The 13,121-nt window shown below is 70.8% G+C and carries 16 protein-coding genes; 6 read left to right on the forward strand and 10 right to left on the reverse strand.

The annotated features are described in order from the left end of the window. Positions 1-847: hypothetical protein (locus H5J26_RS08565; RefSeq protein ID WP_181765137.1), on the forward strand; the 847-nt coding region annotated here is incomplete at its 5' end. Here H5J26_RS08565 and H5J26_RS08570 read toward each other — a convergent pair. Beyond that, positions 831-1,169: a hypothetical protein gene (locus H5J26_RS08570; protein ID WP_181765138.1), complete on the reverse strand. Its 339-nt coding sequence runs from the start codon at positions 1,167-1,169 to the stop codon at positions 831-833. The genes H5J26_RS08565 and H5J26_RS08570 overlap by 17 nt on opposite strands. A 98-nt stretch (positions 1,170-1,267) precedes the next feature. On the opposite strand from H5J26_RS08570, the gene H5J26_RS08575 reads away from it, so the two are divergent. Beyond that, complete coding sequence (locus tag H5J26_RS08575) at positions 1,268-1,495, forward strand: DUF4287 domain-containing protein (protein WP_181765165.1); 228 nt, start codon at positions 1,268-1,270, stop codon at positions 1,493-1,495. A gap of 138 nt (positions 1,496-1,633) precedes the next feature. Here H5J26_RS08575 and H5J26_RS08580 read toward each other — a convergent pair whose 3' ends face one another. The 7 genes from H5J26_RS08580 to H5J26_RS08610 form a co-directional block, all read right to left on the reverse strand. Then, a complete protein-coding gene (locus H5J26_RS08580) occupies positions 1,634-2,491 on the reverse strand; it encodes a Bax inhibitor-1/YccA family membrane protein (protein ID WP_181765139.1) in 858 nt (285 codons plus the stop codon). Positions 2,492-2,696: 205 nt separating this feature from the next. Beyond that, positions 2,697-4,535, reverse strand: a complete 1,839-nt coding sequence (locus tag H5J26_RS08585) for a complex I subunit 5 family protein (RefSeq protein WP_210771122.1) — start codon at positions 4,533-4,535, stop codon at positions 2,697-2,699. A 35-nt stretch (positions 4,536-4,570) separates the two neighbouring features. Then, positions 4,571-4,915 (reverse strand): sodium:proton antiporter, encoded by a 345-nt coding sequence (locus H5J26_RS08590; protein WP_181765140.1) that lies wholly within the window; start codon positions 4,913-4,915, stop codon positions 4,571-4,573. Beyond that, entirely contained in the window at positions 4,912-5,676 is a 765-nt protein-coding gene (locus tag H5J26_RS08595; protein ID WP_181765141.1) for an MnhB domain-containing protein, read from the reverse strand. Before H5J26_RS08595 ends, H5J26_RS08590 begins: the two co-directional genes overlap by 4 nt. Beyond that, entirely contained in the window at positions 5,673-5,972 is a 300-nt protein-coding gene (locus H5J26_RS08600; protein WP_181765142.1) for a Na(+)/H(+) antiporter subunit B, read from the reverse strand. The genes H5J26_RS08595 and H5J26_RS08600 overlap by 4 nt, the downstream gene beginning before the upstream one ends. After that, the gene (locus H5J26_RS08605; RefSeq protein ID WP_181765143.1) at positions 5,965-6,465 is read right to left on the reverse strand and encodes an MrpF/PhaF family protein; all 501 of its coding nucleotides are present in this window, start codon (positions 6,463-6,465) and stop codon (positions 5,965-5,967) included. The genes H5J26_RS08600 and H5J26_RS08605 overlap by 8 nt, the downstream gene beginning before the upstream one ends. Continuing rightward, positions 6,462-6,629 (reverse strand): hypothetical protein, encoded by a 168-nt coding sequence (locus H5J26_RS08610; RefSeq protein WP_181765170.1) that lies wholly within the window; start codon positions 6,627-6,629, stop codon positions 6,462-6,464. Before H5J26_RS08610 ends, H5J26_RS08605 begins: the two co-directional genes overlap by 4 nt. Before the next feature lie 226 nt (positions 6,630-6,855). Here H5J26_RS08610 and H5J26_RS08615 point away from each other — a divergent pair, with 226 nt between their 5' ends. Together H5J26_RS08615 and H5J26_RS08620 are read left to right on the forward strand one after the other, a co-directional pair. After that, positions 6,856-7,437 carry a DUF6153 family protein gene (locus H5J26_RS08615; protein WP_181765144.1) on the forward strand — a complete coding sequence of 194 codons (582 nt, stop codon included), beginning with the start codon at positions 6,856-6,858 and terminating at the stop codon, positions 7,435-7,437. A gap of 81 nt (positions 7,438-7,518) precedes the next feature. Continuing rightward, positions 7,519-8,157 carry a DUF305 domain-containing protein gene (locus H5J26_RS08620; protein ID WP_181765145.1) on the forward strand — a complete coding sequence of 213 codons (639 nt, stop codon included), beginning with the start codon at positions 7,519-7,521 and terminating at the stop codon, positions 8,155-8,157. Positions 8,158-8,270: 113 nt separating this feature from the next. On the opposite strand, the gene H5J26_RS08625 is transcribed toward H5J26_RS08620, so the two are convergent. Further along, positions 8,271-9,068 (reverse strand): SAM-dependent methyltransferase, encoded by a 798-nt coding sequence (locus H5J26_RS08625; protein WP_309237839.1) that lies wholly within the window; start codon positions 9,066-9,068, stop codon positions 8,271-8,273. A 227-nt stretch (positions 9,069-9,295) separates the two neighbouring features. Between H5J26_RS08625 and H5J26_RS08630 the strand changes: the two genes are divergently transcribed. Continuing rightward, positions 9,296-10,807, forward strand: a complete 1,512-nt coding sequence (locus tag H5J26_RS08630) for an MFS transporter (RefSeq protein WP_235980564.1) — start codon at positions 9,296-9,298, stop codon at positions 10,805-10,807. 6 nt (positions 10,808-10,813) lie between these two features. On the opposite strand, the gene H5J26_RS08635 is transcribed toward H5J26_RS08630, so the two are convergent. After that, complete coding sequence (locus H5J26_RS08635) at positions 10,814-11,731, reverse strand: DMT family transporter (protein ID WP_181765147.1); 918 nt, start codon at positions 11,729-11,731, stop codon at positions 10,814-10,816. A gap of 371 nt (positions 11,732-12,102) precedes the next feature. On the opposite strand from H5J26_RS08635, the gene H5J26_RS08640 reads away from it, so the two are divergent. Continuing rightward, positions 12,103-12,999, forward strand: coding sequence for a S1 family peptidase (locus H5J26_RS08640; protein WP_181765148.1), 897 nt, complete (start codon positions 12,103-12,105; stop codon positions 12,997-12,999). Positions 13,000-13,121 lie beyond the last annotated feature (122 nt).

Consider the following 13,121-nt stretch of genomic DNA (forward strand, 5'->3'; position numbering starts at 1 on the left):
GGCCCTCGCCGAGGAGCGCGAGCGCGAACTCGCCGAGGCCCGGGCCTTCTGGGCCGCGCAGGAGACGCAGGAGAACGCGTCGGGCGACGGTTCGATGCTCGCCGGCCACGGCACCGAGTACGAGGTCGCTCCGACCCCCTCCGGCTTGGACCCCGCACTGTTCGACGCTCTGCTCAAGGGCCGCGTCGACGACGACGTGCTGGAGTGCCTGCGCGAGCTGCGCGACCGCGACGTGCCCGAGCCGGGCATCTTCGTACCGCGCCAGGCGGAGCGCGACATAGAGCCGGCGCTGGACATGTACGTCGAGCCCGCGGTGGAGGAGAGCGGCGCCGACGCCGCTCAGGACGCCGCCGCCGCTCCCGACACCACGTCCGCGGGCCCCGGCACGGTCAACCCGGAATCCGGCGAGGAGCATGAGAGCGGCCTCGACACACCGGACGTCGCCGCGGCCCGCCGCCGCCACCCCTCGCACCCGGACTTCACGCTCAACGGCGAGCCGGCCGGGGCCGCCGGGCCCTCCGAGACCAAGCCCTCGCAGACCGTCGCCGATCACCAGCGGACCGTGGGGCGGCTGGCCGAGCTCGCGGACGCACGTACACCGCTCGCCGACGTACGGCAGGGGCCGCTGGGCACGCTTGACGTGTACCTCTTCCAGGACGGCACGACCGTGTGCCTCTCACCCGGTCACCGCGAGACCGCCGAACTGCTGTGCGCGGCCCTGCGGGAGGGCGACGTACCGGTGCTGATGGGCGGATCCAGCGTCTCCGGGGCCTACGCCCTGACCTTCGCGTACGGGGACGGCCGCACGGCCTACCTCCTGGCCGACCGCGTCATCGCGTCGCTGTAGCCGAAGCGGTGACCCGACGGGCAGCGGCCCGGACGAGAGCGACGGCTTCGGTCAGTTCGCCGGGGGCGTCAACTTCGCGCAGAATTTCCGCCAGATCGTGTGCGGCTACCGCGAGCTGATCGCCGACCACGAAAACGCCCACGTCCGGGAGCTTCCGCGGCGTTCGCGCGGGGAATTCCAGGAGCTGCGCCCGGCGGGCCAACTCGCAGGCCAGCGCGAGCCCTTCGGCTGCCGCGCCCCTGCGCAGAGCGCTCTCGGGAAGCGTACGCAGACGGTCGCTCAGCAGCTGCGCCGCAGTGATCAGAGGGGCTGTATCGGACACCTTGCAAGCGTATGCGCCCCCGACGGACTGTTGCCAACGCACCCGCACTCAGGCACCTTGGCGTGAAGGACTCCAAAAGGCAGCATCCGGAGGCGCCGATGTCCCAGATCTTCTCCGAAGAGACCCACCGGAACATGCTCACCCGCATCCCTCTATGCACCGGTCGTGAAGTGTCCGACTGGTTGCGCACAGTCGATGAAGGCCCGTCCCTCTTCCGTTTCGAGGAAAAGGTGAGCTGGCTGCGCGGCGAACACAACCTCGCCTACGGCCACGCGAAGGCCATCATCCACGAGTACGACCTGAGGCGCGCAGCGCGCCACCGTTGACCCGTCTCTCCCTCACCTCGGAAATCGGAATCTCCAGAAGCGTACGAAGGGCCTGTGAGGCGGACAGCCGCCTCACAGGCCCTTCGCCGCGTCAGTGCGCGGTCACGAGGTCAGGTGCGGACCTCGCCGTGAATCCCGTCAGTCGTTTCCTTGCAGGATCGCGATCAGCCGCAGGAACTCCAGGTAGATCCACACCAGCGTCAGGGTCAGCCCGAAGGCCGCCAGCCAGGACTCCTCGCGGGGCGCGCCGTAGGAGATTCCGTCCTCGACCTGCTTGAAGTCGAGCGCCAGGAAGAGCGCGCCGATCACGATGCCGGCGATGCCCATGATGATGCCCAGGGTGCCGCTGCGGAAGCCGAGGCCGTCGCCGCCGCCGATGACCGCGAACAGCAGGTTCACCATCATCAGCAGGATGAAGCCGACCGCCGCGGCGATCGCGAAGCGGTAGAACCGCCGGTTGACCCGGATGATCCGCGTCTTGTACATCACCAGCACCGCGGCGAAGACCGCCATGGTGCCCAGCACGGCCTGCATGGCCGCACCGTCCGCGATGTAGCTGTCGACGAAGTTGCTGATCGCACCGAGGAAGAGTCCCTCGAGGGCGGCGTACGCGAGGATCAGTGCGGGCACTGCCTTGCGCTTGAACGACTGCACCAGCGCCAGCACCATCGCGACGAGACCCGCACCGATCGCGATCGGCAGGGCCAGGTCGGTGATCCAGGCCACCGCCGCCATGACGAAGACGAGACCGACCGTCATGCCCGTACGGGCGACGACGTCGTCGATCGTCATCCGCCCGGTCTGCGGCGGAGCAGCGGGCGGAGCGCCGTAGGGCTGCCCGGCGGTCTGGGGCTGCTGCTGGGCGTAAGGGTTGTTCACATAAGGGCTGTTCGCATACGGGTTCCCGGCCTGCGGCTGCTGGCCGGCGTCGAAACCGGCGTAGCCGCCTGAGCGGCTGAACCCCCGTCGCGAGAAGACCGGGTTGCTGCTCCTCATCTCACTCCTCCATGGCCGAACGGAACGACCTAGCCTTCAGAGTAATGCTTTAGCAAAACCAGCACGCTACTCCAGAGTCAAGAACGAAGGAAAGCAAGTCCTGGTTCCGTCTTGGTCCCGTTCTTGTACCACCCGGATCCGCTGCCCGCACAGGGGAAATACCAGGATTGTCCGGGCATTCCGGCACCTCTCCGTCGGGGGTGCGTCAGGGTGATGTGAGCGTGCCCGGCGCCGCGAGGAGCGCCAGCAGGGCGAGCCCTGCCACCGCCCAGGCCACGTAGTCGCCGACGTGTCCCGACTGGAGGCGCCGCAGCGGCGCCAGCAGCCTCTCCGTGACGGCCCCGCGGGGCCGCCTCGCACCCAGCACCGCCAGGCCCGCGCCCAGCGCGGTGGAGAGCAGCCCCAACAGGACGCCCGCGGTGTTCCAGTGCGCAGGCGCTGCACCGGCCGCAGGCGCCGTCTGCCCGTCCAGCACGGCTGACGCGTAGATGTCGTGCGCCGCGAAGAGGTGCGCCGCGCTGCCCGCGCCCGCCGCCCACTGCGGGACGAGACCGGCCGCGAGAGCCGCGGCCAGCAGCACGGCGGGCACCGTGAGCATCGTCACGGGGATGCGGCGCAGACGCGTACCGGTCTCCGGGCCCTCGTCGCCGGGGACGCGGGCTCCGCCCGGCGCATCGTCGTCGTACGTCCGCGGACCGGTGCCTGCGAACACCCGCAGCCCTGCCCGCAGTACGGCACCGCCGGTCACCGCCGAGACCACCACGAACACCGCGGTGAGCCAGTGCCCGGTGTGACCGGCGCTCTCCTCGGCGACCGCCTTGCCCAGTGAGGTGCCGAACGGAGGCATTCCGCACAGCGCCAGCCCGCCGAGCATGTACAGGGCACCTGTCAGCGGGAGTTCGCGTGCCCGTCCGTGCAACTCCTTCTCGTCGACGGAGGCGTAGCGGTCCAGCAGGATGCCGGTGCACGCGAACAGTGCGGCCTTGACGCCGCCGTGGGCCAGTACGTAGATCGCGGTGCCGGCCGTGCCCTCAGGGGAGAGCACACCCACACCGATGAGGAACAGCCCGACGTGCGCCACCGTGGAGAAGGCCAGCAGGCGCTTGAGATGCCGCTGCCGCCAGCTCATGACCGCGCCGACCAGCGCCGTCAGCACGCCGACGGTCACGAGCGTGCGGGTGGCGGCCTCGTGCGGCACGCCGCCCGGCCCGGCGAACACCGTCCAGTACAGGCGGGTGACGCCGAAGACGCCCAGCTCCACCATGACGCCCGACAGCAGCATGCAGACGGGCGTGGGCGCCACGGCGTGCGCGTCGGGCAGCCAGAAGTGGAACGGCACGGCTGCGGCCTTCACCAGCAGCCCCGCCGAGACCAGCACGAAGGCCGCGAGCACGACGGCGTCGGGACTGCGCCCGTCGAGCTGCCGCCCGATCTGTGCCAGGCCCAGCTCGCCGGTGCGGGCGTAGAGCAGCGCGATGCCGAGCAGCATGGCGTAGCCGCCCAGGGAGTTCACGAGCCCGAAGGCCATCGCTCCCTGCAGGGGCCGGCGCTCCTCGACGCGGAAGCCCGTGAGCGCGTACGCGACGACGCCCATCAGCTCGAAGAAGACGAAGGAGTTGAACAGGTCGCCGGTGAGGCAGAATCCGCACATCCCCGCCTGGAACAGCAGGATCAACGCGGGGAAGGAGCCGCTGCGGCGCCGTGGCGGTTCCTCGAAGTAGCGCCAGGAGTAGACGAGTACGGCGACGACGAGCAGCGATGTGAACGCGGTGAGCCCCAGCGACATCGGGTCCCCGGCCAGCACGATCCCCACGCCCTCGCCGCCGGGTCCGGGACGCCAGCCGCCGACCCAGTCGATGACGTACGGGGCGCCGTGCGCCCCTCCGGCGAGCGCCACCAGGGCGAGCGCCGCCGAGGTGGCCGCGAACGCCACGCTCACGACGTCCGAGGCGATGCGCGGTAGGCGCCGTCCGCCGACGGCCAGCACGGCGGCCCCCAGCAGCGGAACCACGACCACGAGCGGCAGCAGTCGCGCGATGTTCAAACCGTCATCCCTTCCGGTCCACCCTCAACTCGCGTTCATCCCTTGAGTTCCGAGAGCTCGTCGGGGTCGACCGTCCCGTGGCGCTTGTGCAGTTGGATGACGAGCGCCAGCAGCAGCGCGGTCACGGTGGCACCTACGACGACGTCCGTGAGGGTCAGCGCCTGCACGACGGGGTCGACGACGCGGGCGTCCGTCGGGATGTCGGCGAAGACGGGAGCGGTGCCGCCGTCGCGGTAGCCGATGGCGAGCAGCAGCACGTACGTGGAGGACTGCGTCACGGCGAGGCAGCCGACGGCGTGGATGAGGTTGCGGCTCGTCACCAGCCCGTACAGGCCCACGAGGAAGATCCAGCCCGCGACGAGGTAGGGCAGCAGCGTCATCGGCTCTCCCCCGTTCCCGGCCGCGCGCCGTCCGATTCCTCGTCGATCTCGACGACCTGGTCGAGGAAGGTGGCCAGCAGCACCACCACACCGCACGCCACTTCCATCCCCACGGCCGCGTTGAGCACGACGACGGTGCCCCCGGAGGTGAGCGTGCCGAGCGTCCCCCACGGCAGGACGTTGGCCAGGAACGTCGAGCCGCCCAGCATGGCGGCCAGGCCGGTGACGACGTACGCGGCCTCGCCGACGACGTCCCCGACCTCGTACGGACCGAGTGGCCGGATGCGCTCCAACGCCCGGTAGTCCGCGGCGACATAGAGCAGATGCAGCGCCGTCGCCACCACCACCCCGCCCTGGAAGCCCCCTCCGGGCGTGAGCTGGCCGTGCGCCACGACGTACAGGCCCACCAGCAGCGCGACGGGAAGGAGCAGCACCCCGAGGCGGCGGATCGCAGGCGAGACGCGTGCCGGACGCGGTGGCCGGCGCCTCTCACCGGTGACCTGGCGCAGCAGCACCACGGCGCCGAGCACGGCGGCGAAGAGGATCGTCTCCTCCACGAGGGTGTCCAGGGCCCGCTGGTCGAAGTTGACGGACGCCACGGCGTTGGCGGTCCGGTGTTCGAGCGCGGCATGCACGGCACGGTCGCCGTACGGATGGAAGTTGGTGCCGAAGTCCGGCAGCTCGACGAAGGCGCCGACGAGGAGCACCGTGGTGACGGTGGCGGCGATCAGGAAGAGCAGGAGCCTGCCCCGCCGCGTCACCGGTCGGCCTCGCCGTCCTGGTCGTGGGCGTCGTCCTCTTCGGGGGCGTGCCGTGCGGGCGTGGCGCGGGCCACCTTCCGGACCGTCAGCACGATCATCAGGGGCGTCAGGGCGGAGCCCACGGCCAATTGGGACAGCGCCACGTCCGGGGCCTGCACGAAGACGAACAGCAGCGTGAGGGCCAGCCCCAGGAAGGAGAGCACGAGCGCCTGGCGCAGGGGCTCCCGGTTGAGCACCGCCGCGGTCGCCGTCACGGCGACCAGCACGAGCGCCACCGCGATGAGGGGATCAGTCACGTTTCGCCGCCCTCTCCCCGGAAGACGGCTCCGATCCGGACGGCCCGTCCGTGCCATCGGGTTCGGGCTCCGAACTCGGCTGGGAACCGCTGCTCGTGACCCATGCCCCGGCGAGCAGCACAGCGCCGATGAACAGAAGCTTCACCGTCTCCCGCCCGGCGCCGGACACCACGCACAGCGGCAGGACGGTGGCCGGTACGCCGACGACCGCGGTCCAGCGAACGAGGGGTGCGGGCGGCAGTCCTCCGAGGAAGCGCGCGTACACGAGCGTGCCCGCGGGAGCGAGGATCGCGAGCACCAGCGCCAGATCCAGGTAGGTGGAACGGCCGAAGCCCTGAGCGGTGAGCAACAGCACGAACCCTGTGAGCAGTTGGGCCAGGTTCTGGGCGACCAGCCTGTTCCGCGGCTCACCCCGCACGACGAACCACAGCACGGGGAGCAGACACAGCAACGGCACCATCGCCGCCACCAGCCAGCCCGGTGACGTACTCATCCGCGTCGCACCGCCCGTCGTGCCGCCCTGGCTCCGAAGGCGGCGACGAGCGCGGCGAGCGCACCCACCGTCAGCTCCACACGGTCCACCGTCGAGATCAGCACGAGCCACAGCCCCGTCAGCGCCACCCACCAGGCGAGCACTTCGGGGAGTGCCTTCAGCACCGCGAACACACCCTCGTCTCGGCCGCCATGGGCGTGTGTGTACCACGCGTGCCCGTCCGCACACCTGCACACCGGGGGCGACGCGCCGGGGTCTCCGTGCGCTTCGCCGCACCGCTGTGCACCGGCTCCCACGCCCGTCTCCCGGCGCGGTCCGGTCCAGGACGCGCTCCCGCCGGTCTCCGAGGACCGGCCCCGCCGGGCGGCGCCTCCGCCGTACGATGAGCCGGTGACCAGCAGCAGACACGCGCTGCGCGCCCTTGCGGGGCGTGCACGGCGACGCCGCACATGGGCGCTCTCCGCCCTGGTCACGATGCTGCTGGCGGGCCTGTTCGCCATGCACGGCCTCGGCCCGAATCCCTTCCCGGAACCTCACCGCGCCGCCTCCGGCACCCATGCGGTGAACGCCGGCGCGGGCACGTACGCGGAGGCGCCAGGCAGGGCGCACCACTCCTCCTCGCATCCCGGTCGGCACGCCGGTGCGGTGCGCCACGCGGGGCACGGCGACGTCAGGACGGGGACTCCCGGGCTGACGGGAGAGCACGAACTGCCCGGCGGGCAGCGGCAGTCCGGCGACAGGGGTCACGACAGCGGGGACTGCGCGGGCAGCGACGGAGGCGGCTGCCACGTCTCGCATGCCGACGCCACCTGTGCGGCGAGCGGGACCAGCGGCGGTCCTGTCATCGCCCTGCCCGCCGTGTGCACGCCCTCCGGCGCTCGATCCGCAGCCGTACCCGGCGAAACCGAGAAGGCCACGCCCGGCGTACGGGCACCTCCCTCACTGCACCAGCTCCAACTCCTGCGCATATAGGCGCGCCCACGGCACCGGCCCTTCGCCGCTGCCGTGTCAGGCAAGCCCGAAATCGCTCATCGAAGCAGGAGTTGTAGACTCATGAACACGTTCCGTTCCCTCAATCGCGGGGCCCTTGCCGCCGGTTCGGCTCTGGCCGCGGCCCTGCTGCTCGCCGCATGCGGCGGCGGCCAGGAGGCAGCCGGTGGCGATGACCACGGCGGCGCGCACAGTGGCGGACACGGCGGAAAGAAGAGCGCCGGCAAGTCCGGCAACGCCGCCGACGTCTCCTTCGCCCAGGGCATGATCCCCCACCACCGCCAGGCTCTGGAGATGGCGAAGCTCGCTCCGTCCCGTGCGTCGTCGGGCGAGGTGAAGTCGCTCGCAGCCGACATCGCCGGGGCGCAGCAGCCCGAGATCCGGACGATGTCCGGGTGGTTGAAGGCCTGGGGCGAGAAGGCCCCCGCCGAGTCCTCCGGCGGTGAACACTCGGGCCATTCCGGTCACTCCATGCCCGGCATGATGACGCCCGACGACATGAAGCAGCTGAAGGACGGCTCGGGGAAGAAGTTCGACGAGGCGTTCCTGAAGATGATGGTCGCGCATCACGAGGGTGCCGTGGCGATGGCCCGTACCGAGGAGTCCGAGGGCTCGGACAAGGCGGCCAAGGCCATGGCCCGTGACATCAGGCGGATGCAGACCGAAGAGATCACGAAGATGCGCGGGCTGCTGGAGAAGTAACCCGCTCGCATACGGCGGGCCGTGCCTCGCGGCGCGGCCCGCCCGACTTCACCTCCGTGCAGGCACGTTGGCGAAGTCCCGCCGCGGGACGGAGAGTTGTGCGCCCCTGCCCGTCAGGGCTTGCGGGCGACCCCCGCAAGGATGAGCGCCTTGTGGTCGGGCACCTCTGACCCCGTGCCGTCCGGACGCCAGTGGTTCACGGGCACCAGGCCGGGCTCGACCAGGTCCAGCCCGTCGAAGAGCGCGAGGATCGCCTCGCGTGGACGGGCTTGCCCGTCGCTGACGTTGGAGCGGTAGTAGTCGGCCGCGCGCTCGGCCAGCTCCGGTTCGTCGGTGTCCGACGTGCCGTGCGAGAGCACCAGGTAGCTGCCCGACGGCAGAGGTTCCATCAGCTGCCGGACGATGGCGAGCGCCGTCTCGTCCTCCGCGATGAAGTGGAGCAGCGCGACGAGCGACACCGCGACCGGCCGTTCGAGGTTGAGCGTGTCGCGCACCTCGGACGAGTCGAGGATCGCCCGGGGGTCGGTGACGTCGGCGTGCAGATAGGCCGTACGGCCCTCGGGGGACGAACGCAGCAGAGCCTGCGCGTACTGCAGGACGATGGGGTCGTTGTCGGCGTAGACGACCCTGGCGTCGGGGGCGGCCCCCTGAGCGACCTGGTGCAGATTGGGCTCCGTGGGGATGCCCGTACCGATGTCGAGGAACTGCCGGATCCCGGCCTCCTCGGCCAGGTGACGCGTCGCCCGGTGCATGAACGCCCGGTTGGCGGCGATGAGTTGACGCACCCCCGGCCACATCTTCTCGAAGTGCTCGGCCGCTTCGGCGTCCACCTCGTAGTTGTTCTTGCCTCCGAGCCAGTAGTCGTAGACCCGCGCGGAGTGCGGCTTACTGGTGTCGATCTCGGGATTCACGTCGGTCTCCTCATGGGGCGCCCCCGCCCCGTCCCGGGCGACCGCGTTTCGCTCTCCGGCAGGGCTTGGCCAGAGTTTAGGCACACGCCGGCCCCGGATGTCCGGCTTTCGCCCACCAACCGGTCGGACCAGCGTGGACAGATTCCCGCCCCGCTGGGTACCCGCGCGCGGACCCCCGGCGTGCGTGCGCCCGAAGGCGGGACCAACAGGAGAGTGAGGGACCCTCATTGGCTGGGCACTCCGTCGATCGCTCCGGGGGACGGGAGTCGGGCACCCGCCGCTGGAAGGCACTCGCCGTCTGTCTGGCGGCGGGATTCATGGCACTGCTGGACGTCTCGATCGTGAACGTGGCCCTGCCGTCCGTGCGTGAGGGCCTGCACACGACCGAGTCCGAACTGCAGTGGGTCCTCTCCGGCTACGCCCTCTCCTTCGGCCTCAGCCTGGTCCCCGCCGGGCGCCTGGGTGACGCCCGTGGACGCCGCAGGGTCTTCATGGTCGGCCTGGCGCTGTTCACCGTGGCCTCCGCCGCGTGCGGAGCGGCCCAGAGCAGTCTCTGGCTGGTGATCGCCCGGCTCGTGCAGGGGATGGGCGGCGGCCTGATCTCACCGCAGATCTCCGCGCTGATCCAGCAAATGTTCTCCGGACGTGAACGCGCCAGAGCATTCGGCATGTTCGGCACGGTCGTCGGCGTCTCCACGGCGGTCGGCCCGCTCCTGGGCGGGCTGCTGATCCAGGCGGCCGGCGCGACGGAGGGCTGGCGGTGGGTCTTCTACGTGAACCTGCCGCTGGGCATCGCCCTGCTGATCCTCGGCGGACGGCTGCTGCCGGACACGCCCTCGGCCGCCACCGGCCGCGCACGTAAGGCGCAGAGCCTGGATCCGGTCGGTGTCGTCCTGCTGGGCGCAGCGGTGGTGACGGTGCTGCTCCCCTTCGTCCAGGCCCAGCAGTGGAAGGGCGACGCCAAATGGCTGCTGCTGATCGTCGCGGCCGTACTGATGACCCTGTTCGTCCGGTGGGAGTCACGTTGCAGCCGGCGCTCCACGGAGCCGCTGATCGCCCTCTCGCTGTTCCGCATCCGTTCGTACTGGCTCGGCTGCCTGCTGATCCTCTTCCACTTCGCCGGCTTCACGTCGATCTTCTTCGTGACCACGCTGTATCTGCAGAGCGGGCTGCACTTCAGCGCCCTGGAGGCGGGGATCGCCATCACCCCTTTCGCGCTGGGGTCGGGGGCCACGGCAGGACTCGGCGGGCGGCACGTGCTCCAGTACGGGCGGTCGCTGGTGGCCTGGGGGCTCGGGATGACCGCCGTCGGCCTGGCGGGCACGGTGGTCACCGCACACGAGGTCTCCGGACGGGACACGGGCTGGTTCCTGATGCTGCCGCTGCTGCTGGCGGGGCTCGGCAGCGGGCTCGTCATCTCGCCCAACCAGACGCTCACGCTGGCGCAGGTCCCCGTGTCCCGCGGGGGCAGTGCGGGCGGTGTGCTTCAGACAGGCCAGCGCATCGGCGCCTCCGTCGGCATCGCAGGCGTCGGCTCGGTCTTCTTCATGCGGCTCAACTCGGGGAACGGCAGCCCGGACGCCTGGTCCGACGCGTACCAGCACGGGCTGGTCTTCTCCGTCGCCTTCGTCCTCGTGGCGCTGGCCGCGGCCCTCTGCGACATCTGGACGGCGCGCTCGGACGGCGGTCGCCGGGGGCCCAGGCGACCGAGCCCGGTCTCTCCCGAGCAGCTTCGCTGACCTCGGTCAGCGGCGCCGCTGGCGCTGGCCGCTGTCGTCGGCCGCGCCCTCGTCGCCGTCCGCAGGGACTCCGGACGGCATGGCCGGATGCCGCCCGAGCAGGAACACACCGGTGACAGCGGCCCCCAGGCCGAGGATCTCCCCGAAGAGCGCCAGCGGTGTGACGCGTACGGTGTCGCCGAGGAAGCCGATGCCGCAGGCGATCCCGGCCAGCGGTTCGGCCGCGGTCAGCGACGGCAGGGACTGCCGCAGGGGCCCGGCCTCGAAGGCGCTCTGGACGAGCACCAGCCCGACGACTGCGGCGGCGATGACGACGTACGGCTGCCAGGTCGTGACCAGTCCGACGATGCCCGACCGCTCCAGCAGCGTGCTGGACTCACGGGTGAGGGCGTCCTGCAGTCCGTAGAGCACCCCGGCCGCCCCGGCCAGCAGCGGAGGCTCCTCCGCCAGCCGCAGATGACGGGCGACGACGACCATGGCGAGGGCGACCGCCACGATCGTGCCGAGGACCAGCCAGCGCCGCAGCGCGCCGATGTGCGCGGTCTCCGTGCCCTCCGGTGAGCCCGCCGCCACGAAAGCGGCCACTCCCCCGCTGAGCAGCAGCACTCCGGCCCAGCCGGAGCGTCCCAGCCGCTGCCCGCTGATCCGCCGGGCCAGCGCCATCGCGAACAGCAAGTTGGTCGCCAGCAGAGGCGCGACCCGGGAGACGTCGCCCTGGGAGAGCGCCAGCGCGCTCAGGAGCTGGCCGATCACCATGAAGCCGATCCCGCAGAGCCACCGCGGCACACGCATCAGATCCAGCAGCAGCCTGAAGGAGAGGATGTCGGCGAGCGGGGCGCGTGCCGCCGCCTCCTGCTGAAGGACGAACCCGAGGCCGAGGAAACAGGCCGCGACCAGGCCGTAGACGTAGACCAGGATCGGCATGCCACTCCACGGCGTTCGGCAGGCCCGCCTGAGCGGAGCCCGGTGATTCTTCCGATTCGCCCCAGCATCCCCCACGTGTCCCGGTCTGAGGCTCTACGAGGCCGCGACACAGGTGATTGCCATACCTCCTGTTTCATCAGGCCTTCGTCCGAGACAACTGCCTTGTCGCAAAACCGCACTACAGAAGCGGAAGGACGGTCATAGTTCGAATTTGTCTGAACCGCACCCTTGCGATTCCGGGCGAGCGCACCGAATACTCCCTTCAGCGCTTGTCAGGGGCACGACGGGCATTTCGTCCCGCCGTGCCTCTTGCCTGCGCCTCACGGTCCGACTTCTCAAGCGGACCCCCGTTTCCCCTCTTGGAGGAATGAGTGAGGATCAAGCGCACCACCCCCACCAGCGGTGCCCGGAGACGCACGCGGCTGATCGCAGTGGCGTCCGGTCTGGTCGCCGTGGCGGCGCTCAGCGCACCGGCCGTCGCCGCCGAACCCCCCGCCGACACGTCAAGCGCCTCCAAGCTGTCCGCGGCGGGCAACGCCGTACGCGGTGCCGATGTCGCCGGCACCGCATGGCACGTCGACAGCAAGAGCAAGAAACTCGTCGTCACCGTGGACAGCACGGTCTCCGGCGCCGAGATAGCGAAGATCAAGAAGGCGGCCGGCACGGACGCCCTCGAGGTCCAGCACACACCGGGCAAGTTCCGGAAACTGATCCAGGGCGGCGACGCGATCTACGCCGACAGCTGGCGCTGCTCCGCGGGCTTCAACGTCCGCAGCGGCAGCACGTACTACATCGTGACGGCCGGTCACTGCACCGACGGCGCGGGCAACTGGTACTCCAACTCCTCGCACTCCTCCGTGATCGGCCCCACCGCCGGATCCAGCTTCCCCGGCAACGACTACGGACTCGTGCGCTACAGCTCGTCGTCGGCCAGCCACCCGGGCACCGCGGGCGGCGCGGACATCACCGGCGCCGGAAACGCCAGCGTCGGGATGTCCGTCACCCGGCACGGCAGCACCACGGGCACCCACAGCGGCTCCGTGACCGGCCTGAACGCCACCGTGAACTACGGCGGCGGAGACATCGTCTCGGGCCTGATCAGGACCAACGTGTGCGCCGAGCCCGGCGACAGCGGCGGCTCGCTCCGCTCCGGCAGCACGGCGATAGGCCTGACCTCCGGCGGCAGCGGCAACTGCTCCTCCGGCGGTACGACCTTCTTCCAGCCGGTCGTCGAGGCACTGAACGCGTACGGGGTCAGCGTCTACTGATCCAGCACTCACCTGCAGTCAGCGGCCCCCGCCCGAGTCGACCGGGCGGGGGTCCGCCGCGTCCGGGACCGGTCACCGTGGCCTGAACGGCGGTCACGGAGCGGAGGGTGTCGCTTCGCTTC

The organism is Streptomyces albidus (ex Kaewkla and Franco 2022), assembly GCF_013870515.1.
Taxonomy (GTDB): Bacteria; Actinomycetota; Actinomycetes; order Streptomycetales; family Streptomycetaceae; genus Streptomyces; species Streptomyces albidus.